We start from the raw sequence: 24,519 nt of genomic DNA, 5'->3' as shown, positions 1-24,519 counted from the left end.
ATCCTTGGTAGGAATAACCGGATTTTCTTCTTCATTCCTGCTCCCTATCCTATGCTTCGTAACTACTTTAAAGTCGCTATTCGTGCCTTACTGAAGAATAAGGCCTACTCGCTCATCAACATCGTCGGACTGGCTACGGGCATGGCGGTTACGCTGTTGATTGGGCTTTGGATCTGGGATGAACTGACGTTCGACCGTTACCACAAAAATTACGATCGCATTGCTCAGGTGATGCAGCACCAGACCTGGGATGGCCGCAAGGGAACGCAGACCGCCGTGCCGGTACCCCTGCACCTGGAACTGCGAGCCAAGTATCCCGACTTCACATATGTGGTTCCCAGCTCCTGGACCTTCGATCACATTCTGGCTTACAAAGACAACAAGTTCACGAAAAAAGGAAATTACATCGGAGCCGATGCCCCGACGATGTTTTCCTTGCACATGGTGAAAGGGTCCTTGCAGGGACTGCGGGATCCGCATTCGATTCTCCTCAACGAATCCGTAGCGAAAGCGTTGTTTGGAGCGGAAAATCCGATCAATAAAATCGTCAAGTGCGATAATCAGACGGAAGTAAAAGTAACCGGCGTTTACGAAGACCTGCCCGCCAATACGGAACTGGCCGATGTTTCCTATTTACTGCCCTGGGAACTGTACTTGACCGTAGAGCCCTGGGTAAAACGGGGCGAAGAGCAATGGGATAATAATTCCTTCCAAACCTACGCCATGCTACAGCCCAATGCCGATTTCGATCAGGTATCGGCTAAAATCAAGTACATCAAGTTACGTCACAATCCCAAGGATGCCGCCAAGCCGGAAATCTTCCTGCACCCCATGGCGAAGTGGCACCTGTACTCCGAATTTAAGGATGGTGTCATCAAGGGGGGCCGTATTGAGTTTGTCTGGCTGTTTGGGATCATCGGGGCGTTTGTACTCCTGCTGGCCTGTATCAATTTCATGAACCTGAGTACCGCCCGCAGTGAAAAACGAGCTAAAGAAGTGGGCATCCGGAAAGCCATTGGCTCCTTACGTCCGCAACTGATTGGTCAGTTTCTGAGCGAATCCTTGCTGGTCGCCCTACTGGCCTTTATTCTGTCTATTTTTCTGGTGGAGAGTTCGCTACCCCTTTTTAACGATCTGGCCAGCAAGCATTTATCGATTCCCTGGAATAATCCGATCTTTTGGCTCATTGGGCTAAGTTTTACCTTCTTCACGGGTTTCATTGCGGGAAGTTATCCGGCCTTTTATTTATCCTCCTTTGAGCCCGTCAAGGTACTCAAGGGTACGTTTCGAGTGGGACGCTACGCTTCGCTACCCCGTAAAGTGCTGGTCGTCATTCAGTTTACCGTTTCAGTAACGCTCATCATCGGAACCATCATCGTGTTCCGGCAGATTCAGTTTGCCAAAAATCGACCCATTGGCTTCTCGCGGGACGGGCTTATTACCCTGACCATGAATACCGAAGATATTCGCAAAAACTACGAACCCTTCCGTACCGAATTACTGGGCAGCGGGGTCGTAGCCAGCGTTACTAAATCATCCAGCCCCATCACGGATTTGTATTCCAACCAGATTGGATTCGACTGGAAGGGCAAGGACCCCAATAAACAGGCCTTGTTTGGCGTCGTAGCCGTCAGCTCAGGGTATGGAAAAACGATGGGTTTGCAGTTTTCTGCGGGCCGTGATTTCTCGGATGCCTTCGCTACGGACTCCTCCGCCCTTCTGCTCAACGAAGCGGCGGCGGCTTACGTGGGCAAAAAAAATCTGGTTGGTGAAACCATCAAATGGAACGGCAAAGACTATACCGTGGTCGGGATCATCAAAAACGTCATGATGACTTCGCCGTATCACGCCGCGATGCCAACCATTTTTACCTTTAATCCCGGCTGGGCGGGCATCATTACCATTAAAATTAGCCCAACGGTCAGTACGACCCAGGCCCTGAGCCAGATCGAAGAAATCTACAAAAAGCACGATCGGAATGCTCCCTTCGATTATAAGTTTTCGAGCGAAGAGTACGCCCGGAAATTTGCTTCCGAAGAAAGGGTTGGAAAACTAGCCACGTTCTTTGCCTGTTTGGCCATCTTCATTTCCTGCCTGGGCTTATTCGGCCTGGCCTCGTTCGTCGCGGAGCAGCGGATTAAGGAAATTGGCGTTCGGAAAGTACTCGGGGCCTCGGTATTCAATCTCTGGGGTATGCTTTCAAAAGACTTTGTCTGGCTAGTTTTGATTTCATTCGGCCTCTCCGTACCCATTGCCTATTTCTTCATGAATAACTGGCTGGCTCGTTACGAATACCATTCCGAGTTAAGCTGGTGGGTGTTCGCCGCCGCTGGCATCGGAGCCCTGCTGATTACGCTGGCCACGGTCAGTTACCAGGCGATTAATGCCGCTCTGATGAATCCGGTACGGAGTTTGAAAAGCGAGTAGTCCATTATCGATTCCGAAACCGGTACTCATGTCCATTTACGAACAGTCAACTGTTCGTAAATGGACATCTTTATTTACACAAACTACTGATAATCATATACTTATTCACTTATCAACCCCTAAGGCATGACTTTCTAGGTACTGTTTCACTACCCTTGATCCCTGAACCTATGCTGAAGAACTATTTGCAAATAGCCCTGCGTAACCTCCGACGGAATCCCCTATACAGTCTCCTCAACATTGGCGGACTCGCCGCTGGGCTGGCCGTCAGTATTCTGATTCTGCTGTACGTCGTTCATGAATACAGTTACGATACGTTTCATCAGAACGGTGATCGGATTTTCCAGACGATGGACCGGATGCCTTACGGTGAAACGCACATTCAGACCCAGTCCCTGTCGGTGCAACTGGGACCGCGTACGCAGGCGGCCCGACCGGATCTGGTGGAAGCAACGGTTCGTACGCGACCTTCCATGCGAACGGTCCTGAAAACGGCCACGAACTTCCACTCTTTCGAGGATCAGCTTCTCTTTGCCGACCCTTCCTTTCTGACTGTCTTTACGTACCCCCTACAAAAAGGAAATGCGGCCACGGCCCTGACCAGGCCCAATACGATTGTGCTTTCCCCGGAATTAGCCCGGAAGTACTTTGGAGCGGCTAATCCACTGGGTAAAACGCTGGTCTACGATAACAAACTACCGCTGGAAGTAACCGGCGTGCTGGAAAGCCTGCCTTCGCACAGTACGCTTTCCTTCTCCGCACTCATTTCCTTCGCCACGCAAAAAAATCTGGTTTCTTACGACGGTGGATTACGCCAGCAACTGGAATACAGTCACGTTGGCGGCGGGGCTTTTCAGACGTATTTTCTGCTGACGAAAGCCGAACACCGATCGAAAGTAGAACGGCTGATTCGTCAGTTGCACCTGAAAGATCATCCCGTTAAAAAGGGTGAAAAAACGGAAGAGTTTATTTTAGAACCTTTCACCGATCTTCATCTGCACGGCATCATGGTGGATCATTCCCAGCAGTACCACGGGTTGTTTACAGGCATTGCCCTGGGTATTTTGCTACTGGCCCTGATCAACTACATGAACCTGACTACGGCCCGGGCTACCCAGCGAGCCAAAGAAGTAGGCGTACGGAAAGTACTTGGTGGCTTACGGAGTAATCTGGCCGCTCAGTTTTATACCGAATCCGTATTGATTACCCTGATTTCCTTTGGGCTGAGTCTGTTGCTGGTTGAAGCCTTACGGCCTTTCTTTTTTCAGTGGCTGGATCTTCACATCAGCGATACCTTCCTGAGTACGCCGCTCTTTATTGGCTTACTGGCGGGTCTGCTGGTGGCCTGTACGCTGTTGGCGGGCAGTTATCCGGCTCTGCTGCTCTCCCGGTTTGCTCCGGCCGAAGTATTGAAAGGAAGTTTTTCAAAAGCAAATGGGATCAACATTCGCCGCGTCCTGACCATCTTTCAGTTTTCGGTTTCCATTGGTTTGATTGTGTGCAGTCTGATTGTCAAGAACCAGCTTGATTTTCTCCGGCATCAGAATATCGGACTGGATCGCGACGGGATTGTGGTAATTACCGTTCCTCAGACGATGATTCCTCATTACGCCGCATTCAAGCAGGAACTCCGGCAACAGGCGGGGATTCAGAACGTAGCGGCGGCGAGCTGGCCGCTGTTCAAGGGTGGCGTGAGCATGTTCTTTACGGAGTCGCCGATTACCAAAAAGGAGATTTCTTTCCAGATTACGGCCGTGGATAATTCCTTTTTCCAGACCATGAATGTACCCTGGAAAATCAAGCCCTCCCGGCCTTATTCGGCCAATCCTCCTTCATTGATTCTGAATGAATCAGCGGTGAAAGAGTTCGGATTTTCGGAAAGCCCGATTGGCGAAAAAATCAAGCTGGGCATCCAGCCTGCCGAAGTGGTGGGAGTCGTCAAAGATTTCAACCTTTTTTCCAGCAAGCACCCACAGGGCGGACTGGGCATTTCGGTAGTAGCCGATACGACACGAGAACTGATGACCTACGGCGGCTGCCTGTACCTGAAGCTGGCCGCTGGCGGCAACGTAACCACCCGACTGGCCGCCGTGGAATCGGTATTCAAAAAATACGAGACGGAATATCCCTTCGAGTACTACTTCCTCGACGAAGCCTACGACGCTCTGTACAAAGCCGAAAGTAAACTGGGCACGATGCTGACGGCCTTTACCGGTCTGGCCATTCTGATTGCCTGCCTTGGCCTGTTTGGGCTGGCTACCTTTGCCGTGGAAACCCGCCGCAAGGAAATTGGCATCCGTAAAGTCCTGGGGGCCAGCTTATCCAGCATTACGATACTCTTGTCGAAAGAATTTTTAAGACTGGTACTGATTGCCAATGTCATCGCGTTTCCGCTGGCCTGGTATTTCATGCAGGACTGGTTGCAGGCCTATTCCATTCGTATTCAAATGGGCTGGGTAGCGTTTGCTCTATCGGGTTTCATCGCTCTGGTGATTGCGTTTGTCACCGTAAGCAGCCAGGCCATCCGGGCGGCGAATGCGGACCCGGTGAAGAGTCTGAAAAGTGAATAAAGGCTGCGTATTCCTGTTTGCTTTTGCTAATCCCTTATCCTTATGCTGAAAAACTATATCAAAATCACCTTCCGCAATTTGTGGCGAAACAAAATGTATTCGGGACTCAATATCGGGGGCCTGGCCCTTGGCATGACCGCTTCGATTCTGCTTTTGTTGTGGGTGCAGAATGAACTGCGTTTTGATACCTATCATCAACGGGCGAGTCAGATCTATCGGGTTACCAATACGCTTAAAATCAGTCCGCAGGATACATGGACGTGGTCCAACTCACCCCTGATCATGGGGGATTTCGCCCAGAAGCAAATTCCGGAAATTGAAAAAATAACCCGTTTTCAGAAGCCCTGGAGCCCCCTCGTATTTCGGGTAAACGATGAGCTTTTCAAAGAGTCGAACGTCGCGTATATTGATTCAACCTGGTTTGAGGTTTTCGATTACGCCTTCGTCATGGGTAGTCCCAAAGTTGTTTTCAAGGACTACAACAGCATTGTTTTGACCCAGTCCAAAGCAAAAACGTTTTTCGGGGATGCTGCTGCGGCTATTGGTCAGACCATTCGCCTCGATTCCACGGACTATGTTGTCAAAGCCATCGTCAGGGATAATCCGGCCCAGTCCAGCTTTCAGTTCGATCTGATGTTGCCCATTGCGGCACTCCTGAAAAATCCGGAAGACGCCGCCAACGATCGCCAGTGGGGAAACTTTAATTATCAACTGTTCCTGCAACTGGTGCCTGGATCCAGTACCAAAGCCGTCGGAGCGAAACTGACAAACCTCTTTCGTACCTACAAAAAAGACACGCACACCATTGCCAGCCTTTTGCCACTGACCGACATCCACTTTGCCAAAGGGTTTCAGCGGGATGAGTTAGCCATCGGCAATGAACGTACCACGCAGATTCTGGGTATCGTTGGCTTACTGATTCTCATCATTGCCTGCATCAACTACGTAAACCTGTCCACCGCCCGAGCAAGTACCCGGTCCAAGGAAGTGGGCATCAAGAAGCTGATTGGAGCCGTACGGGGCCGCTTATTTGGGCAGTTTCTGACGGAATCGCTGGTTTTCACGCTTCTAGCCCTGTGCCTCACACTGGCTTTGGTCGAACTGCTGTTACCCTTTTTTAATGACTTTACGAGAAAACAGTTTGTGTTTACCCTCAGCGATCCCGGTGTAGCGGGCATCCTGCTGGGAACAGGGCTGGTGACCATTTTTCTATCGGGCATTTATCCGGCCCTGCTGCTTTCTTCCTTTCAGCCCATGCAGGTTCTGAAAGGCAACCAGCTCCTGGGAACGAAAACAACGCACTTCCGAAAAGCACTGGTGATTCTGCAGTTTACCATTTCCATTACCCTGATCATTGGCACGCTGGGTATTTTCAAACAACTCCGTTTCATCCAGACGCACGATCCGGGGTATGCCCGGGAAGGAATTTTCAGCTTCGAACTCCCTTCCGATGAGGTCAGAAACCGTACGGAGCGGGAAGCGTTCAAAACCCAGCTTCGTTCCCTGACTGTCCTTGAGGGCGTAACCGCGACCAGTCTTCCGCTTGAAAACAACCCCAACAGTATGGCGGGTAATCTGGAGTGGAAAGGCAAGGCGGAAGACTTCAACCCTACCGTTTCGGCGTTGTCGGTTGAACCTGAGTTCCAGCCTATCTTCAACCTCAAACTGGTAGAAGGCCGTTGGTTCAGTCATGCCGTACGCATGGATACGGCTCACGTTATTCTCAACGAAAAAGCGATCAAAACCCTGAGGTTGAAGCCGCCCTATCTCGGACAAGCCATTACGTTTCGGGGGAGAACCGGGCAAATCATTGGAATTGCGAAAGATTTTCATTTCCGCAATTTTCACGAAGCCATCGCTCCGGCCATTTTGTTCTACGATCACTCCTGGCAGCGTACGTTTTACGTGAAAGCCTCCCTGGCGAATACCTCGCGAGCCCTGGCGGAAACGGAGAAAGTGTGGAAACGCCTGTATCCAAACCAGCCCTTTGAGTATCATTTTGTCGAAGAAAGCTTTCAGCGGCTACACGAGCTGGAACGGCAGACCGGAACACTTTTCAACCTGTTCGCCATGATCGCTATTCTTATTTCCTGCCTGGGTCTTTTTGGGTTAGCTACGTACACCGTAGAAGTTCGAACGAAAGAAATCGGGATTAGAAAAGTATTGGGAGCCAGCGTGTTCCATATTACCAGCCTCATTTCCAAAGATTTCGTCGCCCTGATTCTCATTGCGTTCGCTATTGCCTCCCCCCTGGCCTGGTATGCCCTCAATCGCTGGCTGGAAGACTTTGCTTACAAGGCCCACATCAGCGGGCTTACGTTTGGAATCGGCGGACTGATTGCTCTGACCGTAGCCATTCTGACCGTTTCTACGCAGGCTGTTCGGGCAGCCAATGCCGACCCGGTGAAGAGTTTAAAAAATGAGTAACTCGTTCAGATTTATTGATCAGGGGGTCTAAGAGCCCCCTTTCCAACCTTTATATCATGTTCAAAAATTACCTTAAAATTGCTCTCCGCACGCTCTGGCGAAACCGACTGACGACCAGTATCAATATCCTGGGTCTGGCGGTAGGGATTTCGGCCTGTATTGTCATTTTCCTATTAGTTAATTTTGAATTTAGCTTTGATCGGCACCCGCCCGATGCCGATCGGATTTACCGACTCGTGACGGAATTTAAATTTGGCGACGATCCGGGGCATAATGCTGGCGTTTCAGCTCCCATCCCCGAAAGCATTCGTCGGGAGGTAACGGGTCTGGAAACCGTAGCACACGTTCACCTGGAAAGTTTTGAGCAGATCGAAGTACCACGTTCGCGGCAAACTCCCGTACTCTTTCCAGCAACGAAGGAAGCGTCGTCTGAGCTCATCTTTACGGATGCTCAATTCTTTAAGATTCTGCCGACTGAATGGATTGCAGGCTCGCCTCAGACTTCGCTCGCCAAACCTAATCAGATCGTCCTGACGCAACGCCTGGCTGAACGTTATTTCGGAGCGGCATCGGCGGCCTTACTGGGTCGTACCCTACGGGCTGTTTCCTACCGGGATACGCTGGAACTGACGGTATCGGGCCTTGTCAAAAATGCCGTTGAGCGAAGTGACTTCTCATATCCGGCCTACTTATCGCTGAGTACCCTTACGGCCAGCAAAAAACGTCGCGAAAACTACGGTTTTGATGCCTGGACGAACACCAATGGTTCGTCCCAATGCCTGGTAAAAATCAAGCCCGGTACCAACCCTGATCAACTGGCTCAAAAGATTACAAAACTGGCCGACAGCCACTCCGGAGATTTATCCATCGAATGGAAACGCTGGTTTAATTTACAGCCTCTGTCCGACGTTCATTTTAATCAAACCTACGCCAATGGCATTCGGGTAGCCCACAAGCCTACCCTGTACGGCCTGGCTGCCGTGGGTGTGTTTCTGCTGCTGCTGGCGTCCATCAATTTTGTGAATCTGTCTACGGCCCAGGCCAGTCAACGTGGCAAGGAAATCGGTATTCGCAAAACCCTGGGCAGCCGCCGCAGTCATCTTATTTCGCAGTTGCTCGGCGAGACGCTGCTGGTAACCGTCGTAGCCGTTCTGCTCTCGGTGGCTCTGGCTGAGTTGGGTCTGATCTACCTGAGTGAACTGATACCGTCGGGCGTGGAGCTTGACTTAAGCCAGCCTACTTTCTGGCTGTTCCTGCTGGTAATGGCACTGCTTACGTCTCTGCTTTCTGGCATTTATCCGGGCTGGCTGATCTCCCGTTTTTCGCCTGTTCTTACGCTCCGCGGTTCGAACCTTTCTGTGCAGGCCGGGAAAATTGGGCTTCGTCGGGTACTCATCATTTCGCAGTTTGTGATTGCCCAACTGTTCATTATTGGAGCTTTATTCGTCAGTCGGCAATTGCAGTATATGATTCAGAAAGACCTGGGTTTTAACCGGGAAGCCATCGTTACTTTTCAGGTACCGAGTAAATATTTCTGGACCGGTGATCAAAACCAACGCTTTACGCTGGCCGACCGTATCCGAAAACTTTCAGGCGTTAAACAGGTCAGTCTAGCGAATCAGTCGCCGATTTCTTCAGGGTACAGTTCATCCATGATGAAGGTCGTACGCAACAAACAGCAAGTATCGATTAATGTGTACCGCAAGGACGGCGATACGCAATACCTGAGTCTCTTCGGGTTTCATCTACTGGCGGGGAGAAATTTCGCCGAAAGCGATACCACGAACGAACTGGTTATCAACGAAACCCTGGCCCGGCAAATGGGCTTTCAACAACCCGTGGAAGCCATTGGCCAATTCCTGCAATACGGGAATGGTGCCCAGATTCCGGTGGTGGGGGTTGTACAGGATTTTCACGGTCGTTCATTGCACGAATCCATTCAGCCCACAGCTTTGATGAATAACAGCCCTAGTAGCCTGTACCAATTCAACGTGCGATTACAGACGGGCAGTGCTCAGGCGTTCGATGCTACGCTGGCTCAAATCAAACAGCTCTGGAATGAAACGTACCGTGGCGAGGATTTCTCGTATGCCTTCTTCGACGATGAAATTGCCAGGCTCTATGACAAAGAGCGGAATCTGGTAAAGCTTACCAATTTAGCTACGGGAGTGGCCATTTTTATCAGTTGTCTGGGCCTGTTTGGGTTAGTCACCTTTACTGCCGAGCGGCGTACCAAAGAAATCGGTATCCGGAAAGTATTGGGAGCTTCGGTTACCCAACTGGTGGCGTTACTCTCCAAAGAATTTCTGATTCTGGTCGGACTGGCTTTCCTGCTGGCGGCTCCGGCGGCGTGGTATTTTCTGCGGGAATGGCTGAATGGCTTTGCTTACCGTACGGAGCTAAGCTGGTGGCTGTTTGCAACGGCGGGTATACTGGCTCTGCTGGTGGCCTTGCTGACGGTGAGTACGCAGGCGATCCGGGCGGCGAATGCGGACCCGGTGAAAGCCCTGAAAACCGAGTAGTCCATTTCCAGTACAAAGCTTGAAACCACTCAGACTTATTGCCTATGGGCCCCTTGAGTCTGAGTGGTTTCAAGCTTTATATCTTGATACAAAATGGCAGTTTTTCACAGTATCCTTGGGTACTTTTCTGACATTTTAGCCGATTGGCATGTATTTTTCTCCGGAATATTAGGACCATTCAGTCTCGAATCGTACCACACTTTATAACCCTAGCAGGAAAACCTCCATGGCCTTTATTGATTATTACCAAATCCTGGGCCTGACTAAATCAGCGTCCGATGAAGATATAAAAAAGGCGTATCGGAAGTTGGCCCGGAAATACCACCCGGACGTAAATCCCAACAACGCCGAAGCTACGCTTAAGTTTCAGCAGATTAACGAAGCCAACGAAGTACTCAGCGACCCGGAAAAACGTAAAAAGTACGATCAGTACGGCGAGAACTGGCAACAGGCGGAACAGTACGAAGCGTACGAACAGGCCCGGCGTGCTCAGGGCGGATCGTCCTCGTACGGTGGCGATGCCGGAAGCTGGTTTAGTGGTGACGGCGGCGATTTCAGCGGCTTTACGGGTGATAATTTCTCGGAATTTTTCCAGTCCATGTTCGGTGGTGAACGCAGCGGCGGCCGCCGGACGCAACAGTACCGGGGCCAGGATTACAACGCTGAACTACAACTGAGCCTACGCGATGTTTATGAAACGCATAAGCAAACGCTGACGGTCAACGGTAAAAATATTCGAATCACGATTCCGGCGGGCGTGGCCAATGAACAGGTCATCAAGCTGAAAGGATACGGTGCCCCCGGCCAGAATGGCGGGCCGGATGGTGATTTGTACATTACCTTCAAGATTGCTGAAGATCCGATCTTTAAACGTCAGGGAAATGACCTCTACGCCACGCTGGACCTGGACTTGTACACGGCGGTACTGGGCGGTGACGTGACGGTTGATACGCTGACGGGAAAAGTGAAAGTGCCTATCAAACCTGAAACGCAGAACGGCACAAAGGTGCGGTTACGCGGCAAAGGTTTCCCGGTCTATAAAAAAGACGGAGAATTTGGCGATTTGATCCTGACCTGGGCGATTAAAATCCCCACGAATCTGACGGATCGGCAAAAGGAATTGTTTCAGGAATTAGCTCAGTCATAAGATGGAAAGAAGTGAATGGATTGCCATCAGCGATTGCTGTACGCATTATAATATCGAAATTTCGTTCGTCGATTCGTTACAGGATTACGGGCTCATCGAAATCACCCGTATTCAGGAGTCGAAATATATTCACGAAGACCGCTTACCGGCTCTGGAACGGTTCATCCGACTTCATTACGACCTGAATATCAACCTGGAAGGTATTGACGTGATTACGCAGCTGGTCCAGCAAGTCGAGCAATTGCAACACGAAATAGCCTTACTCAGAAGTCAGTTTCCGCGATAGCTGGTTCATACGCCATTCAAAAGGGTTGCTCGTTTGAGCAACCCTTTTCTGTAAACAGGCGAGTCATTACCTTTCAGGATTTCTACCGTAACGATTTGGGCTTAAGGTACTTCTTCAACACACCCACCAGCGGTTTCAATGATTCCGGTAAGGTCTGATCAGTATACGCCGCAGTATAGGTTTGCTCCTGATCTTCCACCCGCACGTGGTACTGGTAGCCATCCCGCATGGCGGAAGGATTGGGTTCAGCCTCCGTCCAGTTCGTGTTCGTTACGGATTCCTGGATAGCCTGCACTTCGTCGGCTTCCAGCTGATCCGTGTCCAGGCTACATTCTTTCAAAGCCCCCATAAAACCGCCCGATTGTTGCAATTGTACTTTCATAACCGGGTCTTTATATAGTCAGTCCAACCGTTTTCCAGGCGTTGCTAACCACCTTCTTTTCCGCTTCGCCAAACTGACTACCCGCAATCTGGATAGTCAATTTCGCACAGTCTTTGAACTGACCCGAAGATGTGAGTTGCAGCATGGTATCGTACCAGATGCGGCCCGCCACGTCCCAGGCATTTCCGCCCAGTTCGGTAGCTACCAAAGCAAACACCCGGTTTGGAATGCCGGAGTTGATGTGTACCCCATTGTTATCGTACGGTCCGGTGTATAGATCATTCATGTGGCCGGGTTGCGGGTCGGTCCCCAAATCCGGGTCATCCACGTAGGCTTTACCGGGATTGAGCATGTCACGGATACCCTGACGCGTCGCGGCGGGCACCAGCACTTCCGAACCAATGGTCCAGTTCGCCGTTTTCGCCTCCTCCTTCTTCTTCCACTGTCGGATCAGAATGCCGAATACATCCGAAAAGTGCTCATTCAGAGCACCCGGCTGTCCGTAATAGGTCAGGTTACTGGTGAATGACTGAACGCCGTGCGTCAGCTCATGCCCAACCACATCAAGCGACTGGGTAAAGCGATTGAAGATAATGCCGTCCCCATCGCCATAGGCCATCAGTTCCCCATTCCAGAAGGCATTGTTCATGGGTACAAAACCGCCCCGATAATCCGGTTCGGCTACGTGCACGGCGGAGATCAGCGTCATACCCCGGTCATCGAGGGAATTTCGCTGAAAAATGCTTTCGTAAAAATCGTAGGTATCGCCCGAGTAATCGTAGGCTTCATTGACGGCTACATCATTTCCGGCCTCCTGCCCTTCCCGCCGTACGATGACGTTTTTCAGTCGGTCCGTCTGGCGGGCATCGTAAATCACGCGATCCTTACCCTGCTCGGCCGCAAAACTGTAGGCCCGCAAACTGGGAAAGGCCTGTGAAAACTGTCGTTCTGCCCGTAAAGCCGAAGAAATTTTCACCGTAGCCAAGGCTCTGGCCCGTACTTCTGGATTGGACGATTGCACCAGTTGATCCGTCATATACGGCGGTACAATGCAATGAATGGAGTGACGATGCAAGCAGTTACACATTACGAGCGAGGTTCTGGTTTTTTAGTCGAAACACAGGAAATCATTCATCAAAGAGATGCTTCAAGATACCTAAAAAACCGGACCGGACGAAGCGTTGATCCGGGAAAAGCGAGCAACAAAAAAGTCAGCGGGATACTTCCGTTGGATTGTTGAAGTACCCGCTGACCGGAGAATAATTACGTCTCTAAAAGACTATTTTTTACTCATCGGGCAAGCCGCGTTTGCGTAAGCCGGGCCGATATGCCAGGTAAAACACCTGCGGCAACACAATTAGCGACAGGATCATGCAGATCACCAGTCCACCCACGATCATAATCGCCAAGGGTTTCTGAATTTCGGAGCCCATGCCGGTGGACATAGCCGCGGGTAACAAACCCGCCGAGCCCATCACGGCAATCATGAAAACGGGCCGAATCCGGGAGAAAACTCCTTCCTTGATGGCTTTCTTCAGCGGGTATCCTTTCCGCAGCAAATCCTTCATGACCCCGATTAGAATGATCCCATCGATGGTACCGACGCCAAACAGGATGATGAAACCAATTCCGGCCGAGATACCGAAAATCGTATTCGTGATGAACAGCGAGAGAAATCCGCCGACGAATGCAAAGGGAATCGTCACTAGCGAAATCAGCGTATCCTTCAGGTTACCGAAATTGATGTACAGCAGGAAGAAAATCATCAGCAGGGAAATCGGTACGATGACGGCCAGTCGGCTCGTCGCCCGCTGCTGACTTTCAAACTCGCCCGCCCAGGACATCCGGTACGAATCCGGCAACTGTACCTGCTCTTGTACCCGTTGCTGGGCATCGGCGATGGTACTGCCCAAATCGCGGCCCCGCACGGAGAAGCCAATGCCAATGTAGCGGCTGCTTCCTTCCCGGTAAATAAAGGCCGGACCGGTATGAAAGGAAATATCCGCGATTTCGTACAGGGGTACTTTTGACGTACCGCTGGCGGGTACCAGAATATTGGCGATCTCTTTTTCGGACTGCCGGAAGGGTTCCGCGTACCGAACCCGAATGTCGAACAACCGTTCGTTTTCGTAAAAATGCGAGGCCTCTTTCCCGCCAATCGCCATTTCGATGACCGACTGGGCATCGTCCATGCTGACGCCGTAGCGACCCATGCGTTTTTCGTCCAGTTTAATCCGGAGTTCAGGCGAACCAATATTCCGGAATACGTTCAGATCCTGTACGCCGGGCACATCCTTGATGGCATCGGCAATCTGATCGGCGGTTTTTTCGAGCTGAAATAAATCATCACCGAATACCTTGACCACCAGCGAGCTTTTTACCCCTGCTACGTATTCCTCCACGTTATCCATAATCGGCTGACTAAAGCTGAAGATGGTTCCGGGATAGACGCTGAGCGATTTTTCCATTTCTTCCAGCAGTTCATCTTTTGAAATTTTCCGCTTCCACTCTTCTTTCGGATAGAGCTGAACGTGAAATTCCACGTTAAAGAATCCGGTCGGATCGGTACCATCATTGGGTCGGCCGGTCTGGGTGAGTACGAAACGAACTTCTTCAAACGATCGAAACTTCGCCTTCATCTCTTTCGTCAGCTTTACTGATTCCTGAAGACTGACGCTATTGGGCAGCGTAGCCCGAATATACAGAGCCCCTTCGTTCAGCTTGGGAATAAACTCCGAGCCTAGTCGCCCGAAGCTGAGCATACAAACGGCGAATAACCCGATAAATACGGCGATGGTCGCCTTCGGCATCCGGAACGCCCCCGCGAAGAGTTTGTAAATACCATTCCGGAAAAAATCGGTAATCGGGTTTTCAGGGTCCTTGATGTTTTTGCGTAACAGCACCTTACACATGGCGGGTACGTACGTCAGACTCAGCACAGCTGAGCCAATAAGAGCGTAACCGAGCGTAAAGGCTAGCGGCGTAAACATCTTGCCTTCTACTTTCTGGAAGGTGAAGATGGGCAACAGGGCCACGATCAGAATGATCTGGGCAAAGAAGATGGATTTGGCGACCGTGCGGGCACTCTGTTTAATGATCCCGAGTTTCGAGATTTTATTAAACCGCTCCATGCCCAGTTCATGAGCCCGCCGGTCGAGCCCTACGAAGACCGTCTCCACCATCACCATCGTCCCTTCCAGCAGCAAGCCGAAATCGACGGCTCCGATGGAAATCAGGTTGGCCGGAACGCCCTGCACGCGTAACATAATGATGGCAAACAGGAAGGCCAGCGGAATCACGGAAGCGACGATTACCGTCGTTCGCCAGTTAACCAGAAAAATAAAGACGAATACCGATACCAGTACAATTCCCTCCACGAGGTTGTGCGTTACCGTATCCACCGTTGTAGTAACCAGTTCGGAACGGTCGTGGAACGGTTCGATTTTTACGCCTTTGGGAAGAATCCGGTTGTTGAGATCCTCGATTTTCAGCTTCAGGTTATCAATGACGGCACTCGGATTTTCACCCCGCAGCATAATCACGATTCCTTCCACCAGATCATCTTCATCCTGCAAACCGACCTGACCCAGCCGGGGTTTCGCCGTGATATTTACCTTGGCGACGTTCCCGACGGTTACGGGGGTACCGTTGACGTTCTCAATCAGGATGTTTTCGATGTCAGCCGTACTTTCCAGTAAACCCACACCGCGTACCGCATAAGCCTGGCTGCCCTTGGTAATGACATCACCACCGACGTTGATGTTACTTTTGGAAACGGCTTCAAAGACATCCAGTGACGTCAGGTTGTAGTTGGCCAGTTCGACCGGGTCTACCTGTATTTCGTAGATTTTCTCTTCCCCGCCAAAGCTGACCACCTGGGCCACGCCGGGTACCCCTACCAGTTCCCGTTCAACCACCCACTCCTGTAAAGCAGATAACTCCCGAATGGGCAGATCACCCTTGAGTACGTACCGGAAAATCTCCCCCGTCGCACCGGCGGGCGGTTCAATTTCTGCTTCGGCACCCTCGGGCATCGTGACGTTATTGATCCGATTGGAAGCGTATTGCTGGGCGTAAAAGTCATCGACCTTTTCGTCAAACAGTACGGTTACCACCGACAGCCCAAACAGCGAAACCGAGCGTACTTCGGTCTTCTTCGGGATCGTATTCATTTCCCGGGTGATGGGCAACGTAATAAATTTCTCTACCTCTTCCGCACTCCGACCGGACCACTGGGTAATGATTCGAACCCGGGTGTTGGTGACGTCTGGAAAGGCTTCTATGGGCGTGTTCATGTAGCTGATAATCCCGGCACCCACCAGCAAAAAGGTCATAAAAAAGACCAGAATGTGGTTTCTCAGGGAAAAGGCTACAATCTTTTCGACAAATTTGGACATAACAGACTCAGTGTGCGGCTTTAGTTTGCTTCAACTGATTATAAACCAGCAATTGATTTTTAGTCAGAATTTTATCTCCTACCCGTACGCCTCCGTGGAAGTACGTGGAGTCACCATTCTGGAACAGGGGCGTCAGGTTAACCAGCTCTAGATTGCATTCGTCCTGGTACTTTACGACGAAATAGCGGTCTTCATCGAACACGACGGCTTGCGTAGGAACGGCCAGCGTCGTTTCGTTACCCGTTTTTTGTACGCGGATAATGACAAACATTTCGGGCTTCAGCAGCAGGCCGGGATTATCCAGAAAAATCTGAGCTTTCAGTACCCGCTCGTTCGGATCGAAGACATTGGAAAAACGACTGATTTTTCCGTGGAAAACGGTATTGGGGTACGCCGTTGTGGTGATCTCGACGGGCATGCCTTCTTTCACCTGTCCCAACTGACCCGTGTAAATATTGGCCGTAACCCACACCTGCTTGAGGTCAGAAATGGTAAACAGGGCATCGGCCCCCGCTTCCACCTGCTGCCCGACAACGATGTTTTTTTCCACGACATAGCCATTACTGGCGGCTTTCACAACGAGTACCCCTTTTTCCAGACTACCGCCGTACAGGTTCAAAGTTTCCTGAGCTTTGATGATGCTTTGCTTGGCCACGTCTACTTCGCTTTCGGCCACGACCAGCTCTTTTTCCGTAGCCAGTTTGTCTTCGTACATTTCCTTCACGGAAGCCAGGTTCCGTTCGGCAGTACGCAGGGTGGCCTGAGCCGTTTTCAGGTCCGTACTCAGGTTGGTTAGTTCCGAGCTGCGTAGTTCGAGCATAACCTGGCCTTTTTTCACGTAGTCGCCCAGGGCAAAATTCACTTTGCTTACGACCCCATCGATCAAAGGCACAAACCGAACGACCTTATCGGGATTGTAATTGACTTTTCCCGTCAGCGAAATTTTCTGAATGGGCGTTGTCGCCTTTACTTCGGTCGTTTGAGTGGTTACCTCCTTGGCCAGGCAATGGGTAGAATCGGCCTGAGGAACGTTTTGGGTCTGTTGCTCGGGCTTTTGGTTGCAGCTCAGCACAAGACCGCCCAACAGAGCGAGTGTCAGGCCATTAAGAGTAGCATACATTAACTTCATGGCAGGTCGGTTCCAGCTAAATAATTAAGTTCTTCCAAAGAATTTCTGAGATTTTTAGTCGCTTTCAGCAGCGTTTCACGGTTGGCCCGGAAGGCCTCGAAGTAGTTGAGGAATTCTAGCAGACTGATATTCTTTCGCTGGAAGTTGCGACTGATGGCCTCGCTAAGTTCCTCCAGTTCCGTTGCGTAATTGACGTCGATTCGTTCGTAGAAATCGCTGGTTCCCAAAAAGTTGGCGTACGCTTTAAACAGCTGATTTTGCCAGTCGTTGCGGGCCTCTTCCAGTTGACGACTCGTTTTTTCGATTTCGATTTTACTCGACAGAATGTTGCCCTTGTTCCGATCGAAAACGGGAATATCTGCCGATACACCAAATCCAACGAAATCAAGCATGGTATTCCCGTTTCGATCGTAGCCTGCCTTGAGGGTTAGATCGGGCGTTCTTTTAGCCTCCTCGTAACGGCTTTGGGCTTTGGCATACGCCACTTCACTCTGAGCCGCCCGCAAGCGTGGCGGATCTTCACTGACGCGTTGGCGGAAGAAAGAAAAACCTCCTTGTTTTAATGCGGTATACGCGGGCAAAACAGAACCATCCTTAATGATCAGATACGTCGTTACGGGCAGGGCCATCAGCGTTTTGAGTTGTTGCTGCGAATCCTGGATTTCCTGATCCAGCTCCCGCAAATCGTCCATCAATTCCAGCTCCAGGGATTTTAACCGGAAGTACTCCGCTTTCGAGAGGTTATTATTCTGATACTGACGCTCCTGAGCCTTAAACACTTCCGACAGTACCGTTAGCTGATCCGCGAAGAGTTGTTTGGTCTGCTGATCGTACGTCAGTTCAGTAAGCAGATTGCGGAATTCAGCCTTTAAGGAAACCAGTAAGTCGAGGAAATACTGCTCCGTCCGATCCCGGTTCACCTTTTCGATCGCCACCATTTTCCGACGTTTCCCGGCGGTTAGGATGAGTTGTTCGAGATCAAAGGCAAACTGCTGGTTTCGTCCGAAGTTTTTCCCCAGGGGCGGGGAAACCTCTTCGCCCCGCGTTTGTCGCTGGGTGGCCCAAAGGTTTACCTGATCGATCCCGAAATTAGGATTAGGCCAGGCCTTTGCCTGTAGAATCTGAGCCTCCGCCTGGGAAATCGTCAGCTTTTCGGCAATTAGACGCAGGTTATTCGTCAGGAATAACTGCTCGGCCTCCGCCCGGGTAATACGCATGGTATCAACCGGGACTGACTGGGCCCAACTGCTGCCTACGCTTAGTATAAAAAAGAGAAATAAGATCCGACGCATAATGACCAATGACAATTACATTGGCAAAAGTGCGAAGTCAAGATTAAGGGGAAATTAACAGAATTATTAAAAGTAGATTGGAAGTAGATTAGAGTTTTTTAATCTACGAAAAGGATCCAGCGTTTTGTAACATCCGTACTGATTCTAGCTTACGATTTCTTGAAATCAACCACAAATACCGAGCCTTCTCCCACAACGGATTGAAAGTTTAACGTAAAGCCATGAAGATCCAGAATACGTTGCGTTAAATGCAAGCCCAAGCCATGCCCTGCGACCGAAGTGGTATTTGATCCGCGATAGAAAAGATCAAAAATTTTCGATTGCTCTGCCGGTTCGATGCCTCTACCCTGATCAATGATACGAATTTGTAAATTCGTTGTATAGTCCAAGGTGACCACGACAGGTTTGGCATCCGAAAACTTAATGGCATTCTCAATTAAATTGGTTAGTACCAGTGAAAGTAATACTTCGTTTCCTTCAACAAGTAGCCAATCCGTGTTCTCCTGTTCCGACGAAACCTCCACCTCGACCACCGCCGATGGATGTGTTAATTGAATCTTCCCCAAAACATCCCACAAAACATCGTCAATTTGAATCGCTTGAATTGGAAAATTGCGACTGGATTCCAGTCCCGACAGGATCAGTAAGCCTTCGAGAATACCCTTTAAATGTTGAGCATCCAGCAACAGGGTTTGTAATAAAGCCTGGTACTCTTCTTCACTTCGCTTCTGTTGTAGGTTCACCTGCAGCTCACCAATGAGTGCGGCCAGAGGGGTCTTTAATTCGTGGGAAGCGTGTTTCAAGAAGTGTTTCTGGCTTTTCACGCTTTTTTCCAGCCGTTCCAGAAAATAGTTGAATGTGGCAACGACCTGCTGCAACTCATCGTCCGTAGCTCCTTTTTGCTGGGGTAAGCGTAAGTGCAGGTTATCCGCCGAAATCGTATTGACCTGATCAATGACTTCTGTAAAGGGGTGAAATGTTCGTTTGGACAACCACGCATTCAATAGCAGGTTAATGGCGATTCCTCCGAAAAAGAAGGTCAGCATGGTGATTCCCAGGTTGGTAAGCCGGTCCTGTCCGCTTACATTAACCCCCGAAGAAATGATGATAAAATCACCCTGGTTATCCTGATAATAAATGCCCACACATTGCCGTCCATTCTGATAAAACTGTACCGATTTTGCTTGCGGTATTTCCTCTAGCCGCTTCGCACTAATCGGTACAGCAGGGCCATTATCAACGAAAATCAATTTACCCGTTGTATCGTAAACCTGTACAATTTCATCCACTAAAGGGACGCGATACATGGATTCCTGTTTGCTGTAATTTAGTTTGGTTGCTTCGTCTTTTTCAAAATAAACAAAGGCAGCAATTAAGGCCCGATCACTGAGTTTATTAAAAAATATGGTATCGGTATGTTTCTTAAAGATAATATAAGTACCTACGAAAACAATCACCAGGGTAATGGCGAAAATAAGGGTAGACTGTAACGTAAGTTTAAAGCGAAGTTTCATTCAAAAAAGTCTGTCTAATAGCTATTTCAAAAACCAATGAATATCATCCTATTCTTCCGTGTATTGTTCAAACAAATATCCTCTTCCTTTAATCGTTTGAATGAACTTCGTATCGTATCCTTTATCCAGTTTATTTCTCAGATAGTTAATGTATACGTCTACTACATTAGTGTTCGTATCAAAGTTTAAATCCCAGGCCGCTTCGGCAATTTCAGCACGCGTTACTACTCTCTCTTTGTTCTGCATAAAGAACAGTAATAGTTTAAACTCACGTGGCGATAGGGTGATTTCCGTTTCTCCCCGCTTCACGACATGGCGATCCAGATTGATGCTTAAATCATGGTACGTATACTGCTCAAAGTTTCCTTTTTCGAAAGATTTCCGCCGTAGCTGAGCGTTGATCCGAGCAATCAGTTCCAGAAAGTTGAAGGGCTTTCCCAGGTAATCATCGGCCCCGGCTTCCAGTCCCTGAATCTTCTCCTCCGGCGTATTTAACGCACTCAGCATAATAATGGGAACGTTGATTTCCCGCCGGCGAATCGTTCGGCAGACATCAAATCCATCCAGATCCGGCAACATGATGTCCAGAATAATGGCATCAAATTCCTGCTGCATACACTCCTCAATGGCCTCGTAACCCTTCATTACGTGCCGAACCTGAAACATTTTTTCCCGCAATCCTTTTTCAACAAACGAAGCCACCCGGCTATCATCCTCAACGAGCAGAATTTTTGACATGGCAGTATAAGCTGATTACGGAAGTATAATTCAATAATGACAAAACTAGTTTTCGATTGTTCAAAACCGCACAGCCTACTGTTCGCAAATGAGCACCCATTCCCTTCTAACTATCTGTACTTCTGAGTCTTAACAAACTTTAACTTTTCTTGGAATACTTTTAGGGCTACTTACTTCTGCTCGTTTCTTTCACTTCTTCCATTCGCCTATGTTCGGAAATTTCCTTGCCCTTATTTTCCGTCAGTTTGCTCGTCAGAAAGTCTATACTTTTCTGCATTTAGCGGGTTTGGCCGTAGGCATAGCTGGTGGCATCCTGACGTTTCTGTTTATCCGCTACCATTACACGACGGATCGGCATCATCAGAAATTCGATCGCATTTTTCGGGTAGTGACTGACTTACGGCTGGACGATGGATCGGTCGAAACCTATCCCGAAGCCATGCCTCCGCTGGCTCCTTTGTTACGACGGCAATTCCCGCAGGTAGAAGAGGCCACCTTCTTTGTAACCAATCAGGATCTAACGGTACGCCAGGGTGACCGGGTTTTTCCCGAACATACGGGCGTTTTTCTGGTCGATTCCTCCTATTTCAAGATTTTCGACTACCAGTGGAAGCAAGGGACACCCGCGTCGCTGCAACAAAATACGGCGATTCTGACCGAGAGCTGGGCAAAAAAGTACTTTGGTGATCGGAATCCGATGGGCCAACGCCTCGACATCAATAAAGAAACGAGCGTACTGGTCACGGGTATTATCGCCGACCCACCACCCACGACGGATTTGAAAGCAGGTATGTTTTTGCCGTTGGAAGTCATTCCCACCTTCGAGAAAGATAACTGGTGGTATTTAAACAGTACCAATCGCGTTTACGCTACGCTTAAGGATCCTACAAAAGAGGCTCAAATGGAACAGGCCATGCCAAAGGTTATCCGAAAGGCCCTCGGAGCGGATGCTCGTTATATTCAACTGCATTGGCAACCCCTGCGAGACGTGCATTTCGATCCACGTACGCCCGGCTCCATCCGCCGTATGCTGGTACATACACTGGCCTGGGTAGGGCTTTTTCTGGTATTAACGGCCTGTATGAACTTCATTAACCTTACAACGGCTCAATCGCTTCGCCGGGTGAAGGAAGTGGGCATTCGCAAGAGCCTGGGTAGTTCACGCCGACAGTTATTAACTCAGTTTCTGCTTGAAACGGCTGTACTCGTAGGAATTGCTTTTCTGCTGGCTCTGTTTCTGGTAGAAGTATTGCTTCCGTATCTGAGCCAATGGACCCAGAGTCAGCTGAGCTGGCAGTTGGACGCTAGTCTTACGTTTTTTCTACTGCTACTTGCTGGAACGATTACGGGGCTGGCGGGTGCTTACCCGGCGTACCTTCAAGCCAACTTTGCTCCCATTGCAGCGTTGAAAGGTACCCTTCGTCCCAAAAGCACCATTTCCTTACGGCAGGTTCTTACTGTTACGCAGTTTGTTGTTTGTCAGGTACTGATCATCGGTGCGATCGTCATGGTATACCAGACTCGGTACTTCCAACAGGCTGATTTAGGATTCAAAAAAGACAATATCCTGCTAATCAATCTCCCCGAAAAAGGCAAAGAGCACGTAGTACGACAGGCCCTGGGGGCATATCCGGAAATTCAGGGTCTTACCTTCCAGTTTCGTCCACCTTCCTCAACGAAGGTGAACGGCGGTACATTTAAGTTTGCCGACAAAGCTTCGTTTGAAACCTTCGCTCTGCGGGAAAAAATTGCGGATGCGGCCTTTATACCGACGTATGGCTTACAGCTCGTGGCCGGGCGAAATATTATACCGAGTGACACCCTTCGGGAAATCGTGGTGAATGAGGCTTTTTTACGCAAGCTTCACCTCAAAGACCCCAACCAGATTCTGGGACGAAAACTGGATTATTACCTGGCTCACAGCTCGTTACCCATTGTGGGCGTTGTTAAAGATTTCCATCACTTATCCTTACACAAAGCCATTGAACCCTGCTTCATCGGTAGTCAGGCTTCGCTTTACCAGCAGGTAGGTATCAAACTGGCCGTGGATGATCTGGAAGAAACACTACCCCGGATACGAACGGTTTGGGAAAAAATTTATCCGCAACAACCCTTCGAGTACCAGTGGTTGGATCAGCAGTTGGCCCAGTCGTACCAGGCCGAAGGTAGCCTAGCCAACCTGATTGTACTGTTTGCAGGGGTAGCCGTCTGGATTTGCGGCTTAGGTCTGTTTGGCCTCATCCGGTTTATGGCCGAAACACGAACCAAAGAAATAGGCATCCGAAAAGTCCTGGGGGCCAGCGAAGGACAGATTCTGTACCTCTTCGGGAAATCCTTCGTGATCATGGCTGCATTAGGCTTCGTAGTGGCAGTACCCATTGCTACCGTACTCATGCAAAGCTGGCTTGAACAGTTTACGTACCGTATTTCACTGCATTGGCTGTATTTCGGCGGCACCCTGCTTAGTACGCTGGCCTTAACGCTGGCAGTCATTGCGTATCAGTCCATTCGAGCCGCCCGTACCAATCCCGTATACAGTCTGAAAGCGGAGTGAAGCGTCGAGCCGTGCAACAAAAAGGAAACGAGCGTTGTCTTTGTCCAAAAACTACCAGAAATGATGAAACGTTTGTACCTTTTCCCGTTGCTGACGCTTGCGTTGGGTACAGCCTCGGCCCAATCCTCTGAAGATCAACCTTACCAGACGAAAACCTTCACGGGTAACTTATCCAATGTTCGCGTGGACGTTTCCGGCGGTAGTATTCAGGTTGAAGGGGGTTCTTCTTCCGACGTGAAAGTAGAAATGTACGTACGGCTGAATAACTGGCCCGCGAACAAGATCGATAAAGCGGAAATTGAAAAGCAACTCGCCGAGTATGAGCTGAGCATGAAAACAGAAGGTTCGTCGGTGGTCGTCTACTCCCGTCGTAAATCAGGGGTCTCCTGGAATTCAGATCGTAACATCAGCGTATCCTTCAAGATTTTTACGCCTCGCACCTTCTCTACGGACCTGCGTACCAGCGGAGGAAGTATTCGGTTGGCTCACCTGGACGGACCGCAACAGTTTCAGACCAGCGGGGGCAGTTTGCACATGAGCGACGTAGCCGGTCTGATTCAGGGTCGGACCAGTGGCGGCAGCATTCATCTGAACAATTGCCGGAAGGAAATGAACGTACAGACCAGTGGGGGTAGCATTCAGGCCGAAGACCTGGAAGGTAAAATCACGTTAAAAACTTCCGGTGGTAGTGTACGTCTGACTCGCCTGAACGGTACCATCGAAGCCACCACCAGCGGGGGCAGCGTTCAGGGCGACGCCATTAGCGGAGAACTCTATACGAAAAGCTCAGGCGGTTCCATCCGTTTATATAATTTGTCGGCGGCGGTAGAAGCCGAAACGAGTGCCGGTAGTTTGGAGGTAGAATTTGCCAAACTCAGTAAGTACGTCAAATTGCGGTGTTCAGCGGGTAGCATTAAGGTCCGCTTACCCGAAAATCAGGGCGTCGATCTGGCCGTACGTGGTAGCCGGATTCAGTTTCCGCTCGCGAAGTTCCGGGGGGAAGCCGATGATACGCACGTGGATGGCAAACTCAATGGCGGTGGGGTACCTCTCACGATTCACGGGAGTAACTCTGTATCCATTCAATAACTCAATTTCCTTTCTTGCATGTCCGAAAGCGAACACCCAATTGTT

The 24,519-nt window shown here is 49.9% G+C and carries 15 protein-coding genes; 8 read left to right on the top strand and 7 right to left on the bottom strand.

Features of this window, described 5'->3' with window-relative positions:
• The first annotated feature begins 51 nt into the window (after positions 1 to 51).
• The 6 genes from BWI93_RS07085 to BWI93_RS07060 all read left to right on the top strand — a co-directional run bounded on the left by BWI93_RS07085 (position 52) and on the right by BWI93_RS07060 (position 11,379).
• The gene (locus BWI93_RS07085) at positions 52 to 2,427 is read left to right on the top strand and encodes an ABC transporter permease (protein ID WP_094809574.1); all 2,376 of its coding nucleotides are present in this window, start codon (positions 52 to 54) and stop codon (positions 2,425 to 2,427) included.
• Between the two features lie 170 nt (positions 2,428 to 2,597).
• Positions 2,598 to 4,997, top strand: coding sequence for an ABC transporter permease (locus BWI93_RS07080; protein ID WP_094809572.1), 2,400 nt, complete (start codon positions 2,598 to 2,600; stop codon positions 4,995 to 4,997).
• Between the two features lie 42 nt (positions 4,998 to 5,039).
• Entirely contained in the window at positions 5,040 to 7,424 is a 2,385-nt protein-coding gene (locus BWI93_RS07075; protein ID WP_094809570.1) for an ABC transporter permease, read from the top strand.
• A gap of 56 nt (positions 7,425 to 7,480) precedes the next feature.
• Positions 7,481 to 9,946: an ABC transporter permease gene (locus BWI93_RS07070; RefSeq protein ID WP_094809568.1), complete on the top strand. Its 2,466-nt coding sequence runs from the start codon at positions 7,481 to 7,483 to the stop codon at positions 9,944 to 9,946.
• Positions 9,947 to 10,172: 226 nt separating this feature from the next.
• The gene (locus BWI93_RS07065; protein WP_094809566.1) at positions 10,173 to 11,093 is read left to right on the top strand and encodes a DnaJ C-terminal domain-containing protein; all 921 of its coding nucleotides are present in this window, start codon (positions 10,173 to 10,175) and stop codon (positions 11,091 to 11,093) included.
• A gap of 1 nt (position 11,094) precedes the next feature.
• Positions 11,095 to 11,379, top strand: a complete 285-nt coding sequence (locus tag BWI93_RS07060) for a chaperone modulator CbpM (protein ID WP_094809564.1) — start codon at positions 11,095 to 11,097, stop codon at positions 11,377 to 11,379.
• Positions 11,380 to 11,461: 82 nt separating this feature from the next.
• Here the strand turns inward: BWI93_RS07060 and BWI93_RS07055 are convergent, their stop codons facing one another.
• The 7 genes from BWI93_RS07055 to BWI93_RS07025 all read right to left on the bottom strand — a co-directional run bounded on the left by BWI93_RS07055 (position 11,462) and on the right by BWI93_RS07025 (position 20,831).
• Complete coding sequence (locus tag BWI93_RS07055; protein WP_094809562.1) at positions 11,462 to 11,761, bottom strand: protealysin inhibitor emfourin; 300 nt, start codon at positions 11,759 to 11,761, stop codon at positions 11,462 to 11,464.
• Positions 11,762 to 11,771: 10 nt separating this feature from the next.
• The gene (locus tag BWI93_RS07050) at positions 11,772 to 12,797 is read right to left on the bottom strand and encodes a M4 family metallopeptidase (protein ID WP_217902243.1); all 1,026 of its coding nucleotides are present in this window, start codon (positions 12,795 to 12,797) and stop codon (positions 11,772 to 11,774) included.
• 250 nt (positions 12,798 to 13,047) lie between these two features.
• A complete protein-coding gene (locus BWI93_RS07045) occupies positions 13,048 to 16,158 on the bottom strand; it encodes an efflux RND transporter permease subunit (RefSeq protein WP_094809558.1) in 3,111 nt (1,036 codons plus the stop codon).
• Between the two features lie 7 nt (positions 16,159 to 16,165).
• On the bottom strand, positions 16,166 to 17,287 hold the full coding sequence (locus BWI93_RS07040; RefSeq protein WP_094809556.1) for an efflux RND transporter periplasmic adaptor subunit: 1,122 nt from the start codon (positions 17,285 to 17,287) through the stop codon (positions 16,166 to 16,168).
• Complete coding sequence (locus tag BWI93_RS07035) at positions 17,284 to 18,504, bottom strand: TolC family protein (protein ID WP_176454155.1); 1,221 nt, start codon at positions 18,502 to 18,504, stop codon at positions 17,284 to 17,286. Before BWI93_RS07035 ends, BWI93_RS07040 begins: the two co-directional genes overlap by 4 nt.
• Positions 18,505 to 18,728: 224 nt before the next feature.
• Positions 18,729 to 20,093: a HAMP domain-containing sensor histidine kinase gene (locus tag BWI93_RS07030; RefSeq protein WP_094809552.1), complete on the bottom strand. Its 1,365-nt coding sequence runs from the start codon at positions 20,091 to 20,093 to the stop codon at positions 18,729 to 18,731.
• A 48-nt stretch (positions 20,094 to 20,141) separates the two neighbouring features.
• Positions 20,142 to 20,831, bottom strand: coding sequence for a response regulator transcription factor (locus BWI93_RS07025; RefSeq protein ID WP_094809550.1), 690 nt, complete (start codon positions 20,829 to 20,831; stop codon positions 20,142 to 20,144).
• Positions 20,832 to 21,039: 208 nt separating this feature from the next.
• Between BWI93_RS07025 and BWI93_RS07020 the strand changes: the two genes are divergently transcribed.
• A complete protein-coding gene (locus BWI93_RS07020) occupies positions 21,040 to 23,385 on the top strand; it encodes an ABC transporter permease (RefSeq protein ID WP_094809548.1) in 2,346 nt (781 codons plus the stop codon).
• Positions 23,386 to 23,448: 63 nt separating this feature from the next.
• The gene (locus tag BWI93_RS07015; protein WP_369679111.1) at positions 23,449 to 24,474 is read left to right on the top strand and encodes a DUF4097 domain-containing protein; all 1,026 of its coding nucleotides are present in this window, start codon (positions 23,449 to 23,451) and stop codon (positions 24,472 to 24,474) included.
• Positions 24,475 to 24,519 lie beyond the last annotated feature (45 nt).

It is taken from the genome of Siphonobacter sp. BAB-5385 (assembly GCF_002261125.1).
Taxonomy (GTDB): Bacteria; Bacteroidota; Bacteroidia; order Cytophagales; family Spirosomataceae; genus Siphonobacter.
Note: the sequence above shows the minus strand (reverse complement) of the source record. Positions and strands in the feature narration are given on the sequence as shown.

Excerpts from the sequence above, each read along its gene's own strand:
- BWI93_RS07055 (WP_094809562.1), bottom strand. The coding sequence starts at position 11,761 with ATGAAAGTACAATTGCAACAATCGGGCGGTTTTATGGGGGCTTTGAAA.
- BWI93_RS07085 (WP_094809574.1), top strand. The coding sequence starts at position 52 with ATGCTTCGTAACTACTTTAAAGTCGCTATTCGTGCCTTACTGAAGAAT.
- BWI93_RS07030 (WP_094809552.1), bottom strand. The coding sequence starts at position 20,093 with ATGAAACTTCGCTTTAAACTTACGTTACAGTCTACCCTTATTTTCGCC.
- BWI93_RS07020 (WP_094809548.1), top strand. The coding sequence starts at position 21,040 with ATGTTCGGAAATTTCCTTGCCCTTATTTTCCGTCAGTTTGCTCGTCAG.
- BWI93_RS07075 (WP_094809570.1), top strand. The coding sequence starts at position 5,040 with ATGCTGAAAAACTATATCAAAATCACCTTCCGCAATTTGTGGCGAAAC.
- BWI93_RS07045 (WP_094809558.1), bottom strand. The coding sequence starts at position 16,158 with ATGTCCAAATTTGTCGAAAAGATTGTAGCCTTTTCCCTGAGAAACCAC.
- BWI93_RS07060 (WP_094809564.1), top strand. The coding sequence starts at position 11,095 with ATGGAAAGAAGTGAATGGATTGCCATCAGCGATTGCTGTACGCATTAT.
- BWI93_RS07080 (WP_094809572.1), top strand. The coding sequence starts at position 2,598 with ATGCTGAAGAACTATTTGCAAATAGCCCTGCGTAACCTCCGACGGAAT.
- BWI93_RS07040 (WP_094809556.1), bottom strand. The coding sequence starts at position 17,287 with ATGAAGTTAATGTATGCTACTCTTAATGGCCTGACACTCGCTCTGTTG.
- BWI93_RS07015 (WP_369679111.1), top strand. The coding sequence starts at position 23,449 with ATGAAACGTTTGTACCTTTTCCCGTTGCTGACGCTTGCGTTGGGTACA.
- BWI93_RS07070 (WP_094809568.1), top strand. The coding sequence starts at position 7,481 with ATGTTCAAAAATTACCTTAAAATTGCTCTCCGCACGCTCTGGCGAAAC.
- BWI93_RS07035 (WP_176454155.1), bottom strand. The coding sequence starts at position 18,504 with ATGCGTATTACCCGGGCGGAGGCCGAGCAGTTATTCCTGACGAATAAC.
- BWI93_RS07050 (WP_217902243.1), bottom strand. The coding sequence starts at position 12,797 with ATGACGGATCAACTGGTGCAATCGTCCAATCCAGAAGTACGGGCCAGA.
- BWI93_RS07025 (WP_094809550.1), bottom strand. The coding sequence starts at position 20,831 with ATGTCAAAAATTCTGCTCGTTGAGGATGATAGCCGGGTGGCTTCGTTT.
- BWI93_RS07065 (WP_094809566.1), top strand. The coding sequence starts at position 10,173 with ATGGCCTTTATTGATTATTACCAAATCCTGGGCCTGACTAAATCAGCG.